19 protein-coding genes are annotated in these 16,186 nt (G+C 51.9%); 2 read left to right on the top strand and 17 right to left on the bottom strand.

Translation table 11 applies throughout. The annotated features are described in order from the left end of the window. Window positions 1–133: 133 nt before the first annotated feature. Genes B5X72_RS14520 through B5X72_RS14530 form a run of 3 tightly spaced genes read right to left on the bottom strand, consistent with a single transcriptional unit; the run spans window position 134 to window position 1,144 of the window. Complete coding sequence (locus tag B5X72_RS14520) at window positions 134–457, bottom strand: AAA family ATPase (protein ID WP_079717631.1); 324 nt, start codon at window positions 455–457, stop codon at window positions 134–136. Next, the gene (locus B5X72_RS14525) at window positions 450–710 is read right to left on the bottom strand and encodes a hypothetical protein (RefSeq protein ID WP_079717632.1); all 261 of its coding nucleotides are present in this window, start codon (window positions 708–710) and stop codon (window positions 450–452) included. Before B5X72_RS14525 ends, B5X72_RS14520 begins: the two co-directional genes overlap by 8 nt. 26 nt (window positions 711–736) lie before the next feature. After that, on the bottom strand, window positions 737–1,144 hold the full coding sequence (locus tag B5X72_RS14530) for a helix-turn-helix domain-containing protein (RefSeq protein ID WP_079717633.1): 408 nt from the start codon (window positions 1,142–1,144) through the stop codon (window positions 737–739). A gap of 380 nt (window positions 1,145–1,524) precedes the next feature. Here B5X72_RS14530 and B5X72_RS14535 point away from each other — a divergent pair, with 380 nt between their 5' ends. Beyond that, window positions 1,525–2,007 (top strand): hypothetical protein, encoded by a 483-nt coding sequence (locus B5X72_RS14535; protein WP_245826944.1) that lies wholly within the window; start codon window positions 1,525–1,527, stop codon window positions 2,005–2,007. Between the two features lie 182 nt (window positions 2,008–2,189). On the opposite strand, the gene B5X72_RS14540 is transcribed toward B5X72_RS14535, so the two are convergent. From B5X72_RS14540 to B5X72_RS14575, 8 genes are read right to left on the bottom strand one after another with little or no spacing between them, the layout of a single operon-like run. Beyond that, window positions 2,190–3,257, bottom strand: a complete 1,068-nt coding sequence (locus B5X72_RS14540; protein ID WP_176146224.1) for a beta-ketoacyl synthase N-terminal-like domain-containing protein — start codon at window positions 3,255–3,257, stop codon at window positions 2,190–2,192. Beyond that, the gene (locus B5X72_RS14545; RefSeq protein WP_079717635.1) at window positions 3,250–4,464 is read right to left on the bottom strand and encodes a beta-ketoacyl-[acyl-carrier-protein] synthase family protein; all 1,215 of its coding nucleotides are present in this window, start codon (window positions 4,462–4,464) and stop codon (window positions 3,250–3,252) included. Before B5X72_RS14545 ends, B5X72_RS14540 begins: the two co-directional genes overlap by 8 nt. After that, the gene (locus B5X72_RS14550; protein WP_079717636.1) at window positions 4,461–4,715 is read right to left on the bottom strand and encodes a phosphopantetheine-binding protein; all 255 of its coding nucleotides are present in this window, start codon (window positions 4,713–4,715) and stop codon (window positions 4,461–4,463) included. Before B5X72_RS14550 ends, B5X72_RS14545 begins: the two co-directional genes overlap by 4 nt. Continuing rightward, window positions 4,712–5,338, bottom strand: coding sequence for a hypothetical protein (locus B5X72_RS14555; protein ID WP_079717637.1), 627 nt, complete (start codon window positions 5,336–5,338; stop codon window positions 4,712–4,714). The genes B5X72_RS14550 and B5X72_RS14555 overlap by 4 nt, the downstream gene beginning before the upstream one ends. A gap of 2 nt (window positions 5,339–5,340) precedes the next feature. Beyond that, window positions 5,341–6,507 carry a beta-ketoacyl-[acyl-carrier-protein] synthase family protein gene (locus tag B5X72_RS14560; RefSeq protein ID WP_079717638.1) on the bottom strand — a complete coding sequence of 389 codons (1,167 nt, stop codon included), beginning with the start codon at window positions 6,505–6,507 and terminating at the stop codon, window positions 5,341–5,343. Further along, window positions 6,507–6,923: an acyl-CoA thioesterase gene (locus B5X72_RS14565; RefSeq protein WP_079717639.1), complete on the bottom strand. Its 417-nt coding sequence runs from the start codon at window positions 6,921–6,923 to the stop codon at window positions 6,507–6,509. The genes B5X72_RS14560 and B5X72_RS14565 overlap by 1 nt, the downstream gene beginning before the upstream one ends. Next, window positions 6,923–8,212 carry an ABC transporter permease gene (locus tag B5X72_RS14570; RefSeq protein WP_079717640.1) on the bottom strand — a complete coding sequence of 430 codons (1,290 nt, stop codon included), beginning with the start codon at window positions 8,210–8,212 and terminating at the stop codon, window positions 6,923–6,925. Before B5X72_RS14570 ends, B5X72_RS14565 begins: the two co-directional genes overlap by 1 nt. Beyond that, window positions 8,205–8,957, bottom strand: a complete 753-nt coding sequence (locus B5X72_RS14575; RefSeq protein ID WP_079717641.1) for an ABC transporter ATP-binding protein — start codon at window positions 8,955–8,957, stop codon at window positions 8,205–8,207. The genes B5X72_RS14570 and B5X72_RS14575 overlap by 8 nt, the downstream gene beginning before the upstream one ends. A 285-nt stretch (window positions 8,958–9,242) precedes the next feature. Between B5X72_RS14575 and B5X72_RS14580 the strand changes: the two genes are divergently transcribed. Next, window positions 9,243–11,756 (top strand): family 20 glycosylhydrolase, encoded by a 2,514-nt coding sequence (locus tag B5X72_RS14580; RefSeq protein ID WP_079717642.1) that lies wholly within the window; start codon window positions 9,243–9,245, stop codon window positions 11,754–11,756. 12 nt (window positions 11,757–11,768) lie between these two features. On the opposite strand, the gene B5X72_RS14585 is transcribed toward B5X72_RS14580, so the two are convergent. From B5X72_RS14585 to B5X72_RS14610, 6 genes are read right to left on the bottom strand one after another with little or no spacing between them, the layout of a single operon-like run. Next, window positions 11,769–12,764 (bottom strand): BtrH-related acyltransferase DarH, encoded by a 996-nt coding sequence (locus B5X72_RS14585; protein WP_079717643.1) that lies wholly within the window; start codon window positions 12,762–12,764, stop codon window positions 11,769–11,771. Further along, window positions 12,761–13,174 (bottom strand): flexirubin biosynthesis protein DarG, encoded by a 414-nt coding sequence (locus tag B5X72_RS14590; protein ID WP_079717644.1) that lies wholly within the window; start codon window positions 13,172–13,174, stop codon window positions 12,761–12,763. The genes B5X72_RS14585 and B5X72_RS14590 overlap by 4 nt, the downstream gene beginning before the upstream one ends. A 3-nt stretch (window positions 13,175–13,177) precedes the next feature. Then, a complete protein-coding gene (locus tag B5X72_RS14595; RefSeq protein ID WP_079717645.1) occupies window positions 13,178–13,642 on the bottom strand; it encodes an ApeP family dehydratase in 465 nt (154 codons plus the stop codon). Beyond that, window positions 13,635–14,072 carry a hotdog family protein gene (locus B5X72_RS14600; protein WP_079717646.1) on the bottom strand — a complete coding sequence of 146 codons (438 nt, stop codon included), beginning with the start codon at window positions 14,070–14,072 and terminating at the stop codon, window positions 13,635–13,637. Before B5X72_RS14600 ends, B5X72_RS14595 begins: the two co-directional genes overlap by 8 nt. A gap of 4 nt (window positions 14,073–14,076) precedes the next feature. Further along, window positions 14,077–15,213: a dialkylresorcinol biosynthesis protein DarB gene (locus tag B5X72_RS14605; RefSeq protein ID WP_079717647.1), complete on the bottom strand. Its 1,137-nt coding sequence runs from the start codon at window positions 15,211–15,213 to the stop codon at window positions 14,077–14,079. Next, entirely contained in the window at window positions 15,213–16,148 is a 936-nt protein-coding gene (locus B5X72_RS14610) for an NADPH-dependent FMN reductase family protein (RefSeq protein WP_079717648.1), read from the bottom strand. Before B5X72_RS14610 ends, B5X72_RS14605 begins: the two co-directional genes overlap by 1 nt. Window positions 16,149–16,186 lie beyond the last annotated feature (38 nt).

Genomic DNA, 16,186 nt, shown 5'->3' on the forward strand with positions numbered 1-16,186 from the left:
CGGTCGTTTACCTGCCTTAAATTGCCGTAGAAATTCTCTCTAAGGGTCAATGAATCCACGGAATGGCCTCCCTCGTTGGCACGGATAAGTACTCGATTTGCAGAAAGCGAAGGGTTATCCAAGCCGAAGAATATCAAAGTACAAGATACCCCTGTTGTTTGAATCGCTCAATAACATGCCAGCTTTCATCCCGGGAAAAATGACCTTCATATGCAAAATCAGCACCTGTATCCAAAGCTTTTTCAACCAATGCCGAAAAATATTGTTCTACAAATTCAGATGCTTGCAATGTTAACTCCTTCTGGACGCGGAGACCCGATTTCCAAAGTTCGGTGCGCTTCTGCAGATATAATTTATCCCCGTCAAAAATATCGTTGATATGATCTGGAAAATATGGCAAACCGACCGTGGATTTTCCCGCGCCGTTAGAGCCTGTGATGACAAATAGGTTAGGCATCCACCAATTTCAGCTTTTCTTTAAGTTTTTTCGATTCAGCTACCGAAAGCACATAAATCGTTTCGAAATCGGTGCCATTCGGTGCTTGCCGCACCAAGTGGATACTGCCATCGGGATATTCAAGATAACAGGTCGCATTGTCCATCCCCTTTACATTAATCATGAAGGGCAAACCTTGGTTAAGCCGTTTGGTCCGTAATGCCCGCACAGCGTCCGAACCTTTTTGAACCTGTTCTTTCAATGAGGATGTCATAGGAATCTTTTTTATAAACCGTCTTTTTATTTCTTTTCCAGCAACTCCATCACGCGGCTGTTTATTTCCGTCACATTTTCAATCAGTTTCAGGATAGCGTCGTTTTGCTTTTCGTTCACTCCCTGAAATGTATGAAAGTTTGATGCATTTAATATCGTGGCGTTCTCAATTTCCTTAAATACGGCACCAGGAACCGACGAAATAAGTCTCAAAGGGTCAGTTTTATATATTTTGGCAGCTTTTTGTATTAACTCGGTAGTGACTTTCCCCTTACCATTTTCAAGTTCAAGATATTCAGTTTCTTCCATGCCAAATTCTTGCGCAATTTCTAGAGAATCCTTTCCAGCAATTTCTCTTCGTACAAAAAGCTCTTGTCCAAATTTTTCGTTATCCACGAAAAGATACTCTTCGCTTTTATCGGTTATTCTGTCCATGTTTCAAATTTAATGTATTTTCGTCAAATATCTCTCTCCCTGTTAATTCGTTCCAGTAAATCCATAATTCGTTTATTCATCTCCACAACGCTATTTATAAGTAATAATACTGCGTCATTTTGCTTTTCGTTAATGCCATGAAAAGTATGGAACGTTGAAGTATTCAAAATCGTTGAGTTAGAAATATTATCAAAAAACGTACGAGGTGTTGAGGAAAGTAGTTGTAGAGGGTCTATTCCAACTTCATGGAACAACTCGAAAAAAAATCATTTATGCAAAAAACAAAAATTGTCTATGTTGTTTTCATGAGTTTTCTGGAGTGGGTGGCCCATTAAATTGATTATCGCATTCCTTTCAGAAGTTACTTATCTTTGGCGGATATGATAATTGGCCTGCCGCTATATGTGTCATTGGTTTTCGGACTTACAACAGCAGCGACACTGTTTCTTTTTTACCGGGGACTGCGCATGTCTAACGCCGCAACAACACGTAAACAGTCAATACACGTGTTGCGTTTTCTGATAAGCTGGCTTGTTATTCAGGGCTTTTTGACCCAATATGTTTATAGCACCGATACGGATTCCGTGCCGCCAAAGATAGTTTTATTTGGTATTTTGCCCATGATTTTGGGGACTGCTGTGCTATTTTTAACAAGAAAAGGCAAGGGGTTTGTCGACAGTCTGCCACTTGCCGGACTAACGATGATAAACGTGGTAAGGATTCCGGTGGAAGTCGTCTTATGCTGGCTTTTCATCAACGGATCCGTCCCCGAAATGATGACTTTCGAGGGCAGGAATTTTGATATCATAGCAGGAATTACCGCGCCGCTTATCGCCTATTTTGGGGTGGTCAAGAAAAAGTGAGCAGGAACTTTCTGCACCCTCTCCCTTGCAGCGGTTTGCTTTTGAACAGCCCAATATCGCCATACTGAACGTTCCCTTTAGCTGGCTTCCGACGTTTATTGTGCCTGTTGTCCTATTTAGTCATTTGGTATCCATAAGGCGACTGATGAAGGGGGGACACGTCGCCGCTTCATCCAATTAGGTTAACCTTCTTTCTCCACCAAAATCAATCCGTGGTTTGTCCCGCGCCGTTGGGTGTAAATCAGGATGCGCCTCAGGGAGCGAGGTCGGATGCCATTAAGCAAAAGCTGTTGGGGAATATCCTGCTGGCCCAGTAGGCGCAGTGCCAGGTGAAGTGCTGCACCCGCCACCGTGTCGTACTCTCCAAAGATGTGTTTGAATCCGATGTGGGGCAGTGCGGCAAACAGCGTGCTGCCTACCGTGCTGTAGACGGCGTCGTAACGGATGTCGCCGTTGTAACCCAGCACTACAGCATCGATGTCACCCGCGGCCAATCCGTATCGTCGCAGGAAGCGGTTGACGAAAGCTACTGCATCGGCTGTTTCATAGCACGTATCCCCAGCAATCACTTTTCCCAGGGTTTGGCTGGTCGGTTGTTGAGAGGCGACAAAAAAAGAAGCGCCTTCGGCAGCGATTTCTCCTGGAGACGAAGATGCGGCCAGTGGCGTCGGAATGACCGGGTTATCGTGTTTCAGGTATCCGGCCAGCTCCCAGAAGCGTGGGGTCCGCGCGCCGAGTTCGTCTACGCCTCCTAACAGGACCGTATGGTCGGGGTGTTCGGCTAAATAAATGCCGGCGTCCAGCAAAGCAGATGCAAACGCGCTTGCATTATTGACATACGTCATGTTATAGCCCTTGCATCCAAGCGACAAGGCGATCGCCGCGGCGGCCATGTTGTGCGTCGACTGGATAAACGGTGTCGGATTGAGCAGTTCGTGCTCATTAGCCAACACCGTTTCCACGAACCGCTCGGAGTCCGATAAGCAGCCCAATCCTGTACCGGTAATGACCGCATCTACGGTTTCTTTCCCCGCTTCCTGCAAGGCCAAGCGGGAGGCAAAAATCGCCATCCGCATACTTTTATTCATACGCCGCAGCTGTAATGCCGGGATGAGCGATTTATAGTCGGGATCACAGGCCGGTACAGGATTTTGCGCATAGGCTTTTACCGCCTCAAAGCGGTATCCGGGCTCGTGCGTCGGCTGGATGGATATGCTTCCGCTACCATGGATATATATCGGCTTAGTCATGTGCTTTCGAAAATAATAAGGCGGTGCAGTTGCCGCCAAAACCGAAGGAGTTTGACAGCACATGGTCAATCTGCTGATGTTTCAGCTGCGTTTGTGGCAGGATGTCCAGTGAGGCAATGGGCTGCGAAAAGTTCAGGTTGGGGAATACCACTTGGTGTTGCAGTGCCAAGATGGAAAAGACAGCCTCGATGGCGCCGGCCGCTGCCAATGTGTGTCCCGTAAAGGCTTTCGTCGAGCTGAAGGCGGGTAGGGCATCCTTCGAGCCGTAGATGCGGAGCAGCGCATGGCCTTCCGTCAAATCGTTGTTGGGCGTGGCGGTGCCATGGGCATTGATGTAATCGATGTCTGCAGGGTGCAATGCCGCTACTTGAAGGGCCGATTTCATGGCCAGGTAGGCTCCTTCGCCGTTGTCCGAAGAGGCGGTCTGGTGGAATGCATCGTTGGCATTGCCGTAGCCGCTGAGGTAAGCCAGCGGCTTTTGGGGTCGCCGGGCGGCCAAACCGGCCGTTTCCAGGACCAGGTAGGCAGCCGCCTCGCCGAGGTTCAGCCCGTCGCGGCTGCCGTCAAACGGCCTGCAATGCGTGGCAGAATAGATCATCAGCGAATTGAAGCCGTTAATGGTAAATTTAGACAAGCAATCCGCGCCACCCACGATAGCACGGTCGAGCAGTCCGGCCCTGATCATTCTTCCTCCCAGCATGATGGCATTTGCCGCCGATGAGCATGCCGTGCTGATGGTCGTGACAAAATCATTCACCCCAAAGTATCGGGCCATTTGTTCGGCACCGTATCCGCAGGGATGCGTAGGGATAAAATGCCGGTGTTCGGCAGAAGACAGGTAATCGTCATAGTATCGCTCCGTCGCGTCCATGCCACCCACCGTGGTGGCTGAGATGAGCCCTGTCCGATAACCATCATGGCGATCAAAACCAGCCATATCCAGCGCTTCTTTTGCTGCTACCAGGGCCAACAATGTGCTGCGGGTGTACGCTTCGTGATCAGCGATGGCTAAGCGCTCATACAGCGCCTTGTCGCTCAAGCCAATTTCACCAGCCATTAATCGATCGTGATGAAAGGTGTCCAGTCGGGTGATGCGGCCGATGCCATGGCGCGATTGCTCAAGCGAACGGAAATTGGATACCACATCTTCGCCGATGGCAGAGATGGCACCCATTCCGGTAATGGCTATCGGTTCGGGTGGGGTCATTTGCGGTTTGCCTCAATGAAGTCCGCCATGGTCTGGATGGTTTCGAATACCTTCCGGCCCTCCTTAGGGTCGGCCAGTTTAATGCCGTAGCCCTTGTCAAGCATGACGATGAGCTCCAGCGCATCGATGGAGTCCAACCCCAGCCCATCCCCAAACAACGGCGTGTTGTCGTCCAGGTCATCCACAGTGAGGTCTTCCAAATTTAGTTGGGTAATGATCTTTGCTTTCAGCTCTTGTGTCAATTCACTCATTTTCTTTCTTGTCCTTGATATAATCGTTTCATGTGCTCAACGGTACACGGTATATGGCCTGCCTGGCCAACATGGTATAAAAATACGTCACATCGTTTAGCCGTTACCTCTGTCCAGCCACTGATGATGCTGCTGGCTTTTCCGTCATCCAGCATAGCGTGGCTATAGGGCACGAGGAATTCGGGCAAATAGCTGTCAAAAATAAAGAAAACATTTTCGCTATGCAATTGATGGCGGATACTGATTTCGCCCATTGCGATATTGGGCAACGTATAGACAAAAGTGGCGGGGCTTGCTACGGGATTGGCTTCATCGGAGATATCCTGGGCATGCTTGCTGTCGGATAGGTGGCTCGACGAGTAGTTGGAAAAAACAAGGGCAGTGTCGTTTTCGAACGGGCCGGACGCCCGCGCCATCAGTTCCACGGCGATGAATATGGCTTTGCAGAGGCCATCCATTTTGTAAAACTTCGGGTAGTCAATGCCCAGCTGGCGGTAGGCCGCCCGGAGAAAGTCATGGAGGGGAGCAGTGTGCTCCACGGCCAGATAGGGGTGCCCGTTTATTGCGATGGTATGATTGCGGATGATGCAATAAGACTGGATAAAATAAGGATGTCTGTCCATGGCTATGCTTTTTGGAATACCGTAGCAATATTGCAGCCCCCGAATCCAGACGCTGTTTTCAAAAAGGTCCGCAAAGGCTGTGCGGGTGCATCAGGCTGTTTACCGGTCTTTACCGTATCGCCGTGGTCGGCTGTAATGATATTCAGCGCTTGGCTGGTCCCCTGATGCATGAAGCCTTTAGAGGGGATTAAGCGATTGTTTTTGAGCGAATGGATGCCCAGCACCGTTTCCAGCAGCCCGCTCGCTCCCAAGGTATGGCCGTAATAGCCTTTCAGGCTGTGTACAGGGACGGCCGATAGGCCGCACCGCTGCAAAGCAATGGATTCCATCTCGTCGTTATAGCGTGTCGCCGTGCCGTGCGCCGAAATAAAATCCAGCGGGGGAGCGCCCGCTTCACGCATGGCTTCGGCGATACTGCGGTATAGCCCTTCGCCTGTGCGGGATGGGCCCGAAATATGGTTGGCATCGTTGTATGAGCCTACGCCCATGATGCGGACCGCATCGCGCGCCGGGGTTTTCGATAGGTAAACCCCCGCAATCGCTTCACCCAGGTTTAGGCCTTTCCGGTCGCGGTCAAACGGCCGGCAGGGTTCATCAGCCAACGCTTGGAACGCGTCAAAACCCGAGACAATAAACCGGGAGATTTCATCGCCGCCGATGACAACAGCTTGCTGGTAGCCGTCGTGGTGCCGCAGCAACTGCCGTGCTACGGAAATGGCTAACGCACCTGATATACAGGCGTTGGAAATGGTGACGAACCGGTTTTCAAATCCGAAATAACCTTGCAGTTCATCCGCCATTACCGGGAGATGTACCCGCGCCGGCGGGAAAGCAGTGGAGGCACGGTGCAGCAGCGCAACATTGCCCTTCGTCGTTGATAGCAAAACCAGTGTGCTCCTGTCCAACGGAATCCGGTATTCGTCAATCATGGCTTGCAACGAAAGGATAAAAAGCTGTTCCAAACGTGTGAAGCGTTGCGGGCGGCTGATTTTATTAAGCCAGGCCTGTTCGTCAATCCGCGCGGCATGGATGCGATGGCCCGATAGCTGCGTGTCCGCAACCGGCTTGATGGCTGTACGTCCATCCAGCAGCTGCACGAAATTCGTGGCGCTCCCGATGCCGAGCGGCGTAACCAGCTGGTCGCCGACAACAAATACATCCGCTTTCATCACAATCCGTGTTTTGCTTTCCAATCCGCAAAAAACGGCGGGTTGGTCAGTATCAGCTCGCCGTCCATGTCGGTAAATACTTGAATCGTTTCCCCGGTGGCCACTACCTGCCGCGCAGCATTGAAAATGGTATAACGGAAGGTCATCTTCGCCGCCGGGCTGGCGACAAATACGGTTTCCACGTCGGCCCAGTCGCCGTGGCGCAAAGGCGACTTATACTCACAGACGCACTTGACCACGGGAGCGAGAAAGCCTTCATCCCGGATGTAGCGATAGGAAATGCCGAATGCTTCCCCGAAGGCCTCCCTTCCATCTTCAAAGTACGTCACGTAGTGACCGTGCCATACGATGCCCAGCGGGTCGGTTTCATTGAAGCGTACGCGAAAACGAGTCGTATGTTGGAGTTGTTGAGTCATTAATTCGCTTGGTGTCTTTTGTGATAGAGAATGGCAGCCAGCAGCGTGGCCGCGAAAAACAGCAGCAGGAACAACAGCGGCCATGCAATGTCGGCAGCCGTACCATTGCGCAGAATGACGTCGTAGAATGCCGATATGCCCCAGTTCATGGGGGAAAACGCAGATACCTTTTGCATGACTTCCGGCATGATGAACGTCGGCACCCATACGCCGCCGAGTGCTGCCAGGATGATGACAAAGATGGCTCCGAAGGGAGCCGATTGTTCTTGCGTTTCGGCCACGGTACCAATGAGGATGCCCAACCCGATGGCCGCCAGGCCCGCTACAAAGGCTATCAATATCATCAGGGGAAGTTGATCGCCCGGTTCAAACGCAATCAGCCCGATAAGCGGGAATACATATTTCGCAATCAGCAACATCAGCGCAAACTGAATAAAGCAGATAACGGTGTAGGTGACGATCTTGCCACCCAGCACAACCGAGTACGAAACCGGACTGGTTTGCAGGCGGATGTATGTTCCCAGGTTTTTTTCCTTGACGAGGTTGATGCCCAACGGAACGACGATGAAGAAGATGCCGAATAAGATCCAAGCCGGTACATTATGCTGCACAGCGTTAGGGATGATGCCGTCGCCCCCCTTTTGGGCAATGGTTTCCTTAAATGTGATGATTTCTCCATCCAGCAGCCCCGGGTCATTTTCCAGTTCCATCTGATCGATGAATACGTGATATATTTTTTCCACTTCGACTTTGGAAAGCATCTTCTCAATGTTGTTTTTCGTTGCGTTGCGGAACGCTTGACCCGCGGCCGGGTCGAAATAAATGATGATCTCCTTCGCTTCCCATTGCTCACTGCGTTGCCTTTGCGCAGCGCTATCAGGCGCTGTTAGCTCAAATTCACCCAAGATGCGCTCTACATTGTGCGCTACCTTTCCGTTCAATTCTTCGCTGATCCCTTCGGGAATCACGATGGCTATTTGGTATTTGCCATCGCTCACCAATTTGCTGGCATCCGCTTGTGAAAGCCGTTGCCCGTTCGCTTCGGTGATTAGTTGCACGTTGGGGGCTTCGGCCAGGTTGTCGGCTACTAACCGGCCGATTTCACCCTGGTCTTCATCCACCAGGAGGATGGGTAGGGTCGATTCACCTACCGCCTTGAATGTGCTTTCCTGGATGAGCGTAATGGTGATGATCAGTACAGACGGCATGAAAAACAGGATGGCAAGCCCACCCCAATCCCGAAGTAGGAGCAGCACTTCCTTGTACGCCGATACGGATAGTTTACGCATAATCCCTGAGTTGGCTTCCCGTGAGGTGGATGAATACATTTTCTAATGAGGTAGCGCCGGCCACAGAGGCAATGAGCTGCTGCGGCTTACCTTCTACCACGATGCGCCCATCGTCAATGATGGCAATCCTGGTGCAGAAGTGTTGGGCTTCATTCAAGTGGTGCGAGCTGTAGATGATGGTCGTGCCCTGCGCATTAAGTTCGTGCAGTAAGGCCATGATAACCTCCTTTGATTGGACGTCCACGCCGACGGTGGGCTCGTCCAGAAACAATACGTTGGGCCGGTGCAGGATGCCAGCCAATAGGTTGACCCTCCGTTGCATACCGCCGGAAAACGTTTTTATCGGTTTATGAGCAAAGTCCGCCAGGCCAACACGATGCAGTCCTTCCCTGATACGCTGCCGCAGATCGAGGGAAGACAGCCCATATAGGCTCCCGAAATAATAGAGGTTTTCCTCGGCACTCAAGGTGGGGTAGAGCGCGTATTCCTGCGGTACAATCCCTATCTGTTGTTGGATTTTCCTGCGGTTTTTCCGGTGGCTGAGGCCATTGAGCCACCATTCTCCCGATGTCGGTGCAATCATCCCGCATAGGATGGAAATTAGGGTGGTTTTCCCGGCACCGTTGGGGCCAAGCAAACCGAAAACTTCGTTGCGATTGATTGAAAGCGATAAGTCTTTCAATGCATACCGATCGCTACCCCGATAATGTTTGGATAGTTGATGTATGCGGATGGTTTCCTCCATGGGACGAAAATAAGGTAAAAAATCCAAAAGTAACAGGCCTCTTTGCACCGTGTCGGCCGCGGCAAATTTTCGTTTGTTTCCTGCTGTTGCCTTTTTGGCCTAGGAGCGTGAACGGAGTGAGCGTTCCAGCCAAAAAGGCAACAGCTGGAAACATCGTGATAGGCCTAGGATCGTGAACGGAGTGAGCGTTCCAGCCAAAAAGGCAACAGCTGGAAACACTTGATGTAGGTCGTCAGAAATTGCGAAATGTTGTATATTGCGAAAAAAATGGCTTAAGTAACGGATATGAAATTTTTCATCGTACATTGTAATCGCTTTTTTCAATTGCTGAGCTTGGCCTGCATGGCCGCTTGTGCTTCATCGCCGGCGGTAGTTGCCGACAAGGCCCCGCTGTCACTCCAATGGGAAATCGTGGCTTCACCTCATTCAGGTACCAATCAGACGCTCTCGACGCTGACGATCACCAACCATACTGCCGATACGCTGCCCGCTACGGGCTGGACCATTTATTTCAACAACATCGGTGCCGCGGAGATTGCTGGAGCAGATACCGCCGTGGCGGGCATCAACTTCATCAATGGCGATTTTTTCTCGCTGTCTCCACAGCAGGGATGGCAACCACTCGCGCCCGGCACCACCGTACAGCTTGGTGTACTGACACGCCGGCTTAAAAACATCACGGATTTGCCCAAAGGATTTTACCTTGTGGATGGCCGCTATCCGGAGGGTGTCGCACTGCCGGTGGACGTGAAACCATTTGAGCAGGCCGACAGCCTCGAAATTGAACTTGCAGCGCATATATTTGCCCAAAACGAATCCATCAAAGACTTGCCGCTGGTGCAACTGCCGCCCGTAATACCGACACCCGTTGCCGCTACCCTTACCACGGGTTCCTTCGCATTGGGCGCGGCTACGCCGATCGTTGCCGATCCGGCGTTCGAGCAGGAAGCCACGTACTTGCGGGATGAGCTGGGCCAGGTACTTGATCGTTTGCCCGAGCTGGCCAATGAAGGAGCGGGGGACCATGCCTTGGTACTCCGGCAGCGGGAGGGTATGCCCGCGGAGGGATATGCACTCACTGTAGATACCCGTGGCATATTGATCGAAGCGACCACGCGTGCAGGGGTTTTTTATGGTATTCAAACGCTGAAAAATCTTTTGCCGCCCACCGCATGGGGCGATAAGCAGTCAATCATCGAGATCCCCGGTGTTTCCATAACGGATGCGCCGCGATTCGCTCACCGCGCGGTGATGTTAGACGTCGCCCGTAACTTTCAGACCAAAGAACAGGTGATGAAGATTTTGGATTTGCTGGCGTTGTATAAAGTCAATGTCTTGCATTTTCACCTCAACGAAGATGAAGCGTGGCGCTTGGAGATACCCGGATTGCCCGAGCTGACCGAGGTTGGCGCAAGGCGCGGCCATACGCTTGACGATGCGCAACACCTCATGCCGTCGTACGGGTCGGGCCCCCAGGTAGACAACGCTACCGGCAGTGGTTTTTATAGCAGGGCAGATTACATCGAATTACTGCAATATGCCACGGCACGGCATATCCGCGTCATTCCCGAGATCGAAACGCCGGGCCATGCACGTGCCGCCATCAAATCCATGGACGCCCGCTATGCGCGCTACCTCGCACAAGGGGACAGTGCTGCGGCACGGCAGTACTTGCTGCGCGATTTGGATGATCAATCCGAATACCGCTCGGTGCAAGACTGGAACGATAATGTTATCAACGTCGCATTACCGTCTACCTATGCGTTTTTGGAAAAAGTAGTCGATGAAGTCATTGCCATGTATCAGGAAGCCGGAGCGCCGTTGGAGACCATCCATTTCGGGGGCGACGAGGTGCCCAACGGTGTGTGGGAGCGATCACCCGCGGCGCGGCGCTTATTGGCGTCCGAGACCAGCATTCCGCACATAAACGACCTGTGGTATTATTTTTTCAACCGCGTCAATAAGCTGGTCAAAGCGCGCGGGCTGTACCTCTCGGGCTGGGAGGAAATCGGCATGAAGAAGGCCATGGTCAACGGCCGCAGCCAAATGGTCGTCGAACCGCGGTTTGCCAATGAAAATTTCCACACCGACGTATGGGCTAATCAGGGAATAAACGTCGATTTGGCCTACCGGCTCGCCAATGCGGGTTATAAGGTGGTGCTCACCAACGTGACGAATTTTTATTTCGACTTAGCCTATAATGAAAGCTTTTACGAGCCAGGGCAATACTGGGGCGGCTATGTGGGTGTCGAGAAGCCATTCCGTTTCGTGCCATACGACTATTATCGCAGCCTGGAGGAAGATGCACGTGGTGAACAGCTGACAGCTGCCGGCAGGGCTAATATCGTCGGGTTGCAGGCCCCATTGTGGAGCGAAATCATCACATCGCCCGAACGGATGGAATACCTGTTGCTGCCCAAACTGTTTGGCCTTGCCGAGCGGGCATGGGCGGCCGATCCGTCGTGGGCCGCTGAACCTGACGGAGATAAAGCCAAGGCGCAGTATACCGCCGATTGGTCGGTATTTTTAAATGTTTTGGGCAAGCGCGAGTTACCCCGCCTGGATCACTACGGCGGCGGCTTTCAATACCGCATCCCCACAGCAGGTGTAACCCGGCGGGATGGTAAGTTGGCCGCCAATGTCCAGTTTCCGGGGTTCACTATTCGCTACACGACCGACGGTACGGAGCCCACGGCGCAGAGCCAGGTATATACTGAGCCCCTACCTGCGGCCGGAACCGTGGCGTTCCGCGTATTCAACGCAGCGGGAAGAGGCGGACGTACGGTTTATTGGAAATAATCCAAGCAGGCGTTAAATATCCCGCCGGAGCTGCGTGAAAAACTGTTTTTCCCGTTCCGCGATAGTGGCCAGCTGTCCGGCAAGCTTGTCATACCGGTCCGCGTCGGGATTGCGGTTTTTATAAATGCGGGAGATGTCCAATGCAAAATCCCGCCAGGCGTCGCCAATGGCCGTCATTTCAGCCGATCGCTGCCGGAGTATGGGCATATCGAGCAACGTCGCGGCTTCCTGTAGGAAGGCGGCATAGATGAAGCGGAAGCCGCCGCCGCCGGTGCCGATTTCTTCCTGCATGCGCACGAGCTGGCCCAGGTAATGGTTGGTTTTTTTGACGCCGATGGTCGTTGGCCATTTGCGGATATTGCGTGCCACCCATCGCATGGCTCTTACGCCTACGATCGGCACGGGCGCAAGCATGTCGTTGCAGGTCTGCCGGATACCTTTTCTGATAGCGCGTTGGAGGTCGTAATGTTCGGGAAGCCGTTCCAGGTAATAGAGGTGTCCCTTTGGGGCTAACGCCCCCTTGGCAAAGCGAACCTGTTCGAGCTCCTGTTCGCTCAACCGCGTGGTATAGTCCATCACCGGGTCGCTGATGAGGTAGTCGCCTGCTTCCTTTCCGTATACGACGAGATTATGGGCATTGAAGTGGAAGCGGTATTCATCGGGAAAGTAAGTGAGGTGGTATACACCTACCTGCAAGCCCACGGGAATGCCTTGGCTGAGCTTTTCTTCCAGCGCAGTCCTGGCTTTTTCCGGCGATGAAAACCGCTGGTGTTTTACCCGGATACCCAGCCGCTTGGCCAATTTCCTGAATATCTGGCCCGGCATGGGGCGATAGCTGAATCCCGGAGCAAAATTGACCTTAATAAACGGCAGGTAGGTAAAAAACAGACCGCTGCCGATGCCGAACGCCAACGGCTCGGAGATGCGGACGCCACGGTGGTTCAACAAGTTCGAAATCACCCCATTCTCGCAATGGGCAGACTGGCGGTGCTCAAAAGGTATATTCATGTATCGGATTGGGGGAAGGGCGATTTCAGCTGTTCAACAGAGATGCCAAACACGCTGGCATATTTTCGGAGAATGTTTTCTTTTAGTTTCGCAAAACGTTTGGGGTGGAAATGCCGCTTGACAAGCCAGCGGTGCATGCCCACGTAGCTGGACAACAGCGACACATCCATGCGGTGCAGCTCCATGTAATACGCGATGGGACTGACTGCTCCCGCTAAAACAGCTTGCTTGGTAGCGGCTATCCGTTCGTCGATGAGTTGGAGCGATTCGTTCAATGCCAGTGTCTTTGCTTCCCACCCGCTACTGCGTACGGTGGTATATTGGCCGTTTTCGTCCACCGCATAACAAAGTTCATGTACATTCTTTTTGGCTAGACTGCCGTTGTCCTGTGGTACTTCGTCCTTCTTCATACGTCACTGTTCGTTGGTCTGCAGTAGCATTTTCATGGTTGCTGCAAGCGCTGTCACACCAGCTACAGTCACTTGACCCTGAATATTGCAAATTTTCAAAAAATCCGACGTAAAAACAAGCTCGGTGTGGGTATGGGTAGCCAACTGGTCACCCACTTTGGGCAGCATAGTTACCTGCAGGTCCAGGATAGTGCTGATCACGCCGAGGTTATCTTTATCCTTATCCCAAAGGACTTCATTAGGTTTGATGAAAAAATAGTTGAGGAAGATGAAGCTCGTCTGGGCAAGATTTTCCAGCATGCCCATCTCCGAAAGTATGCCTTGGTGCACAAATAGACATTCGGGCTTTACCAGAAAAGATGTCTCCGTTTTGAGGCCATTCACCGCTACAACGCGGTCCACCATCACCATGGGGGGCCTGTGGGGAATGAGCTCTTCAATATCAGGAAACGGGGTACGGTTATTCAAGTTCTTTAGCTATGACAGTTCGCATTTCGCCGATGGCGATGATTTGTTCGCCGCATGTCACCTCGCCGCGCACCATGGTCACCCCAAACAGTTGCTGGAGAATGGTTATGCTGGTACGGAGTTCGGCCCCCGCTTGAGGCAAACGGTATATTTCAAAATTTTTGATGGACCCGATATAGCCCATCGGCGGGTCAAGGTCGCGCAGAAAGTAGTCGTAGCCCTGGTATAGGGCAATGGTCTGGGCGAAGTGTTCAATGACACCCGCTTCCGTGAGGTGGCCATGCCTATCGACCAGCACGTGCTTCACAGGGATTTCAAAGCTGGCAACAATGCGGTCGGTTTCATGTTCAATGAGCTTATCAACCAACACGAAAGGCGGCTGCTGGGGAATGAGCTTCCCGATAGCTTCTTTTGATGAAACAAGGCTCATATCATCAGGTTACTTCCAACAGTGCGTAAACATAAGAAAATCTTCCGCTTTCGGGGACAGAAAGCAGAATTTTTTCACCCCGTTGGAGTTTCCCCGCGTTGAATAGTTCCTCCAGTTGGATATAGCTTGAGGCCGACCCCATGTTTCCGACCTTATCAAGGTTGATAAACCATTTTTCTTCGGGAATGTCAATGCCTGCGTTTTCAAATGCTTCAGCCAGTCGGTCCCGAAAAAAATAAGACGAAATGTGGGGAAGGAAGTGATCGATGTCGGTTGCCTCCACCTGATGCCTGTGCAGCACCTCTTGGATGCTTTGCACCCCTTTGGGGATGATGTGAGCTTCCAACAGTTTGATATCCTGTTTGATAGCAAATATCGATTGGCCGAGCCAGGCTTCCGGTGGTGTGTCGCTCCAGGGAATCAATTGCCCGTCAGCTTTGATTGCTCCGGCATACATACAAGGTTCCACCTCATGGGCATATGAGATGCCGTCTACCCAATGGATGGCGAGTGAGGGCGCGCCATGGTTGGGCTGGGTGCTGAGCAGCATAGCTCCGGCACCGTCGGACAGCATCCAACGGAGGAAATCCTTTTCGAAAGCGATAAGGGGGTTCTGCTCAAGCGCGGCAAGCCGCTCCGATTCATTCGTGAATTTATCAGCCCGCAGCCAAGATGAGACCCGCTCCGATCCGGTACAGACGGCCTGCTTCGCATTTCCCGTGGCCACGGCCATATACGCATATTTCAGTGCGTTCATCCCTGACGTGCAAATGCCCGAAGCGGAATTAATTTCCATGGGCCTGTTTTGCCATAGCCCATGTACCATGCTGGCATGAGAAGGCAGCAGTTGGTCAGGTGTAGACGTGCCGCATGAGAGCACGTCAATCCGCTGCTTGTCTGCTCCGGATTGTGCGAGCAGCCTGTTGATGGCCTCGATGGTGAGCTCCGCATTGTTGTGCGTAGGCTGCCCATCGGCATCAATGGCATAATAGCGCGATGTAATCCGGTTATTGCGCAGCACGATGGAGCGTGCCCGGGAGGGCGTACCGTTGATGACGCCCAATACCTGCTCCATGCGGTCGTTGAAAACCGGCTCATTTGGAAGGAACTTCGCGATTGAATTGATGTATACCGTTGGCATTACCGGGGTTCTTTGATATTAACAGATTGAAAGTACCGTGCCTCCTTTTTGAGGATCGAACGGAAGGGCAAATGTAGTATTAAAAATAATAAACTCACGATAGGTGCTAGTACCCATATTGCAAAAATCAGGTAATAGTTGAAAGCCTTCAGCCAGGGCTTGCGGGCTGTCCGGCCCGGCAGCCCTTTGCTTCGAATAAGTTTTGCCCACTTGGCAAACATCGAATTAGCCCTTTTATCGGTAAAAACAAGGATAGGCTTTACGCGCACCGCCCCGTTTTCAACCAATGTCTGTTGCAATGTTGTATAGGAATTGCTTTTCAGGTGCGCCAGTACCGGTTCGCCAAACCGGCGTGATGCTTTAATGTCCTGGTCTGATACGCCGGGTTTGGGGAACAGTCCCAAGTATGAGTCTTTCTTGCCTTTCATCATCCAATGGACGATGGTGATGACGCTGATGTGGTTGAGATGGCGGTCTACCAGCACGATGTTGCCCACGTGGTGGGCGCCGATGGCATGAAGTGCCTTCTTCACCTTTTCCTGAGCCATTACCCACATATTGCGGCAATTGATGACCGTTATCACGGGTCTGCCCCGCAGGAGCATCTTGGCTTCCTCACTTTTCAGAAATGAATTGAACGGTATCGACGGCGAGAGGTACCATACCTGGTAGCCAAGGATGACCAGATCGTAATCCTGCTCATGGATTTGCCTTCCAACGGGGTGCAATGCGCAGGGAATCTGTAGGAACGATTCGGGGAAGGCATCAAAGAAGCGGTGGCTATCCCAAGGGAAGGGATAGTCCTGTACGGGCTGTATCCGATGGAAGGTGAGCGCTACATCGGTGTCAGCGGCCAACGGCTTAAGGATATTGTCCAGAATCTCCTTCTGCTGGCCCGTCTGCGTGTAATACACGACAAGAACTTTTTTTTTCATATCGTCATGCTTTTGACCGTTGTTTACAACCCTGTTAC

Origin of the sequence: Parapedobacter luteus (assembly GCF_900168055.1) — a bacterium.
GTDB classification, from domain to species: Bacteria; Bacteroidota; Bacteroidia; order Sphingobacteriales; family Sphingobacteriaceae; genus Parapedobacter; species Parapedobacter luteus.

What these genes read in the sequence shown, in the direction of transcription:
- B5X72_RS14530 (WP_079717633.1), bottom strand. Translation starts at nt 1,144, where the DNA reads ATGGACAGAATAACCGATAAAAGCGAAGAGTATCTTTTCGTGGATAAC.
- B5X72_RS14600 (WP_079717646.1), bottom strand. Translation starts at nt 14,072, where the DNA reads ATGAGCCTTGTTTCATCAAAAGAAGCTATCGGGAAGCTCATTCCCCAG.
- B5X72_RS14535 (WP_245826944.1), top strand. Translation starts at nt 1,525, where the DNA reads ATGATAATTGGCCTGCCGCTATATGTGTCATTGGTTTTCGGACTTACA.
- B5X72_RS14545 (WP_079717635.1), bottom strand. Translation starts at nt 4,464, where the DNA reads ATGACCCCACCCGAACCGATAGCCATTACCGGAATGGGTGCCATCTCT.
- B5X72_RS14590 (WP_079717644.1), bottom strand. Translation starts at nt 13,174, where the DNA reads ATGAAGAAGGACGAAGTACCACAGGACAACGGCAGTCTAGCCAAAAAG.
- B5X72_RS14525 (WP_079717632.1), bottom strand. Translation starts at nt 710, where the DNA reads ATGACATCCTCATTGAAAGAACAGGTTCAAAAAGGTTCGGACGCTGTG.
- B5X72_RS14550 (WP_079717636.1), bottom strand. Translation starts at nt 4,715, where the DNA reads ATGAGTGAATTGACACAAGAGCTGAAAGCAAAGATCATTACCCAACTA.
- B5X72_RS14555 (WP_079717637.1), bottom strand. Translation starts at nt 5,338, where the DNA reads ATGGACAGACATCCTTATTTTATCCAGTCTTATTGCATCATCCGCAAT.
- B5X72_RS14605 (WP_079717647.1), bottom strand. Translation starts at nt 15,213, where the DNA reads ATGCCAACGGTATACATCAATTCAATCGCGAAGTTCCTTCCAAATGAG.
- B5X72_RS14565 (WP_079717639.1), bottom strand. Translation starts at nt 6,923, where the DNA reads ATGACTCAACAACTCCAACATACGACTCGTTTTCGCGTACGCTTCAAT.
- B5X72_RS14610 (WP_079717648.1), bottom strand. Translation starts at nt 16,148, where the DNA reads ATGAAAAAAAAAGTTCTTGTCGTGTATTACACGCAGACGGGCCAGCAG.
- B5X72_RS14575 (WP_079717641.1), bottom strand. Translation starts at nt 8,957, where the DNA reads ATGGAGGAAACCATCCGCATACATCAACTATCCAAACATTATCGGGGT.
- B5X72_RS14540 (WP_176146224.1), bottom strand. Translation starts at nt 3,257, where the DNA reads ATGACTAAGCCGATATATATCCATGGTAGCGGAAGCATATCCATCCAG.
- B5X72_RS14570 (WP_079717640.1), bottom strand. Translation starts at nt 8,212, where the DNA reads ATGCGTAAACTATCCGTATCGGCGTACAAGGAAGTGCTGCTCCTACTT.
- B5X72_RS14585 (WP_079717643.1), bottom strand. Translation starts at nt 12,764, where the DNA reads ATGAATATACCTTTTGAGCACCGCCAGTCTGCCCATTGCGAGAATGGG.
- B5X72_RS14520 (WP_079717631.1), bottom strand. Translation starts at nt 457, where the DNA reads ATGCCTAACCTATTTGTCATCACAGGCTCTAACGGCGCGGGAAAATCC.
- B5X72_RS14560 (WP_079717638.1), bottom strand. Translation starts at nt 6,507, where the DNA reads ATGAAAGCGGATGTATTTGTTGTCGGCGACCAGCTGGTTACGCCGCTC.
- B5X72_RS14580 (WP_079717642.1), top strand. Translation starts at nt 9,243, where the DNA reads ATGAAATTTTTCATCGTACATTGTAATCGCTTTTTTCAATTGCTGAGC.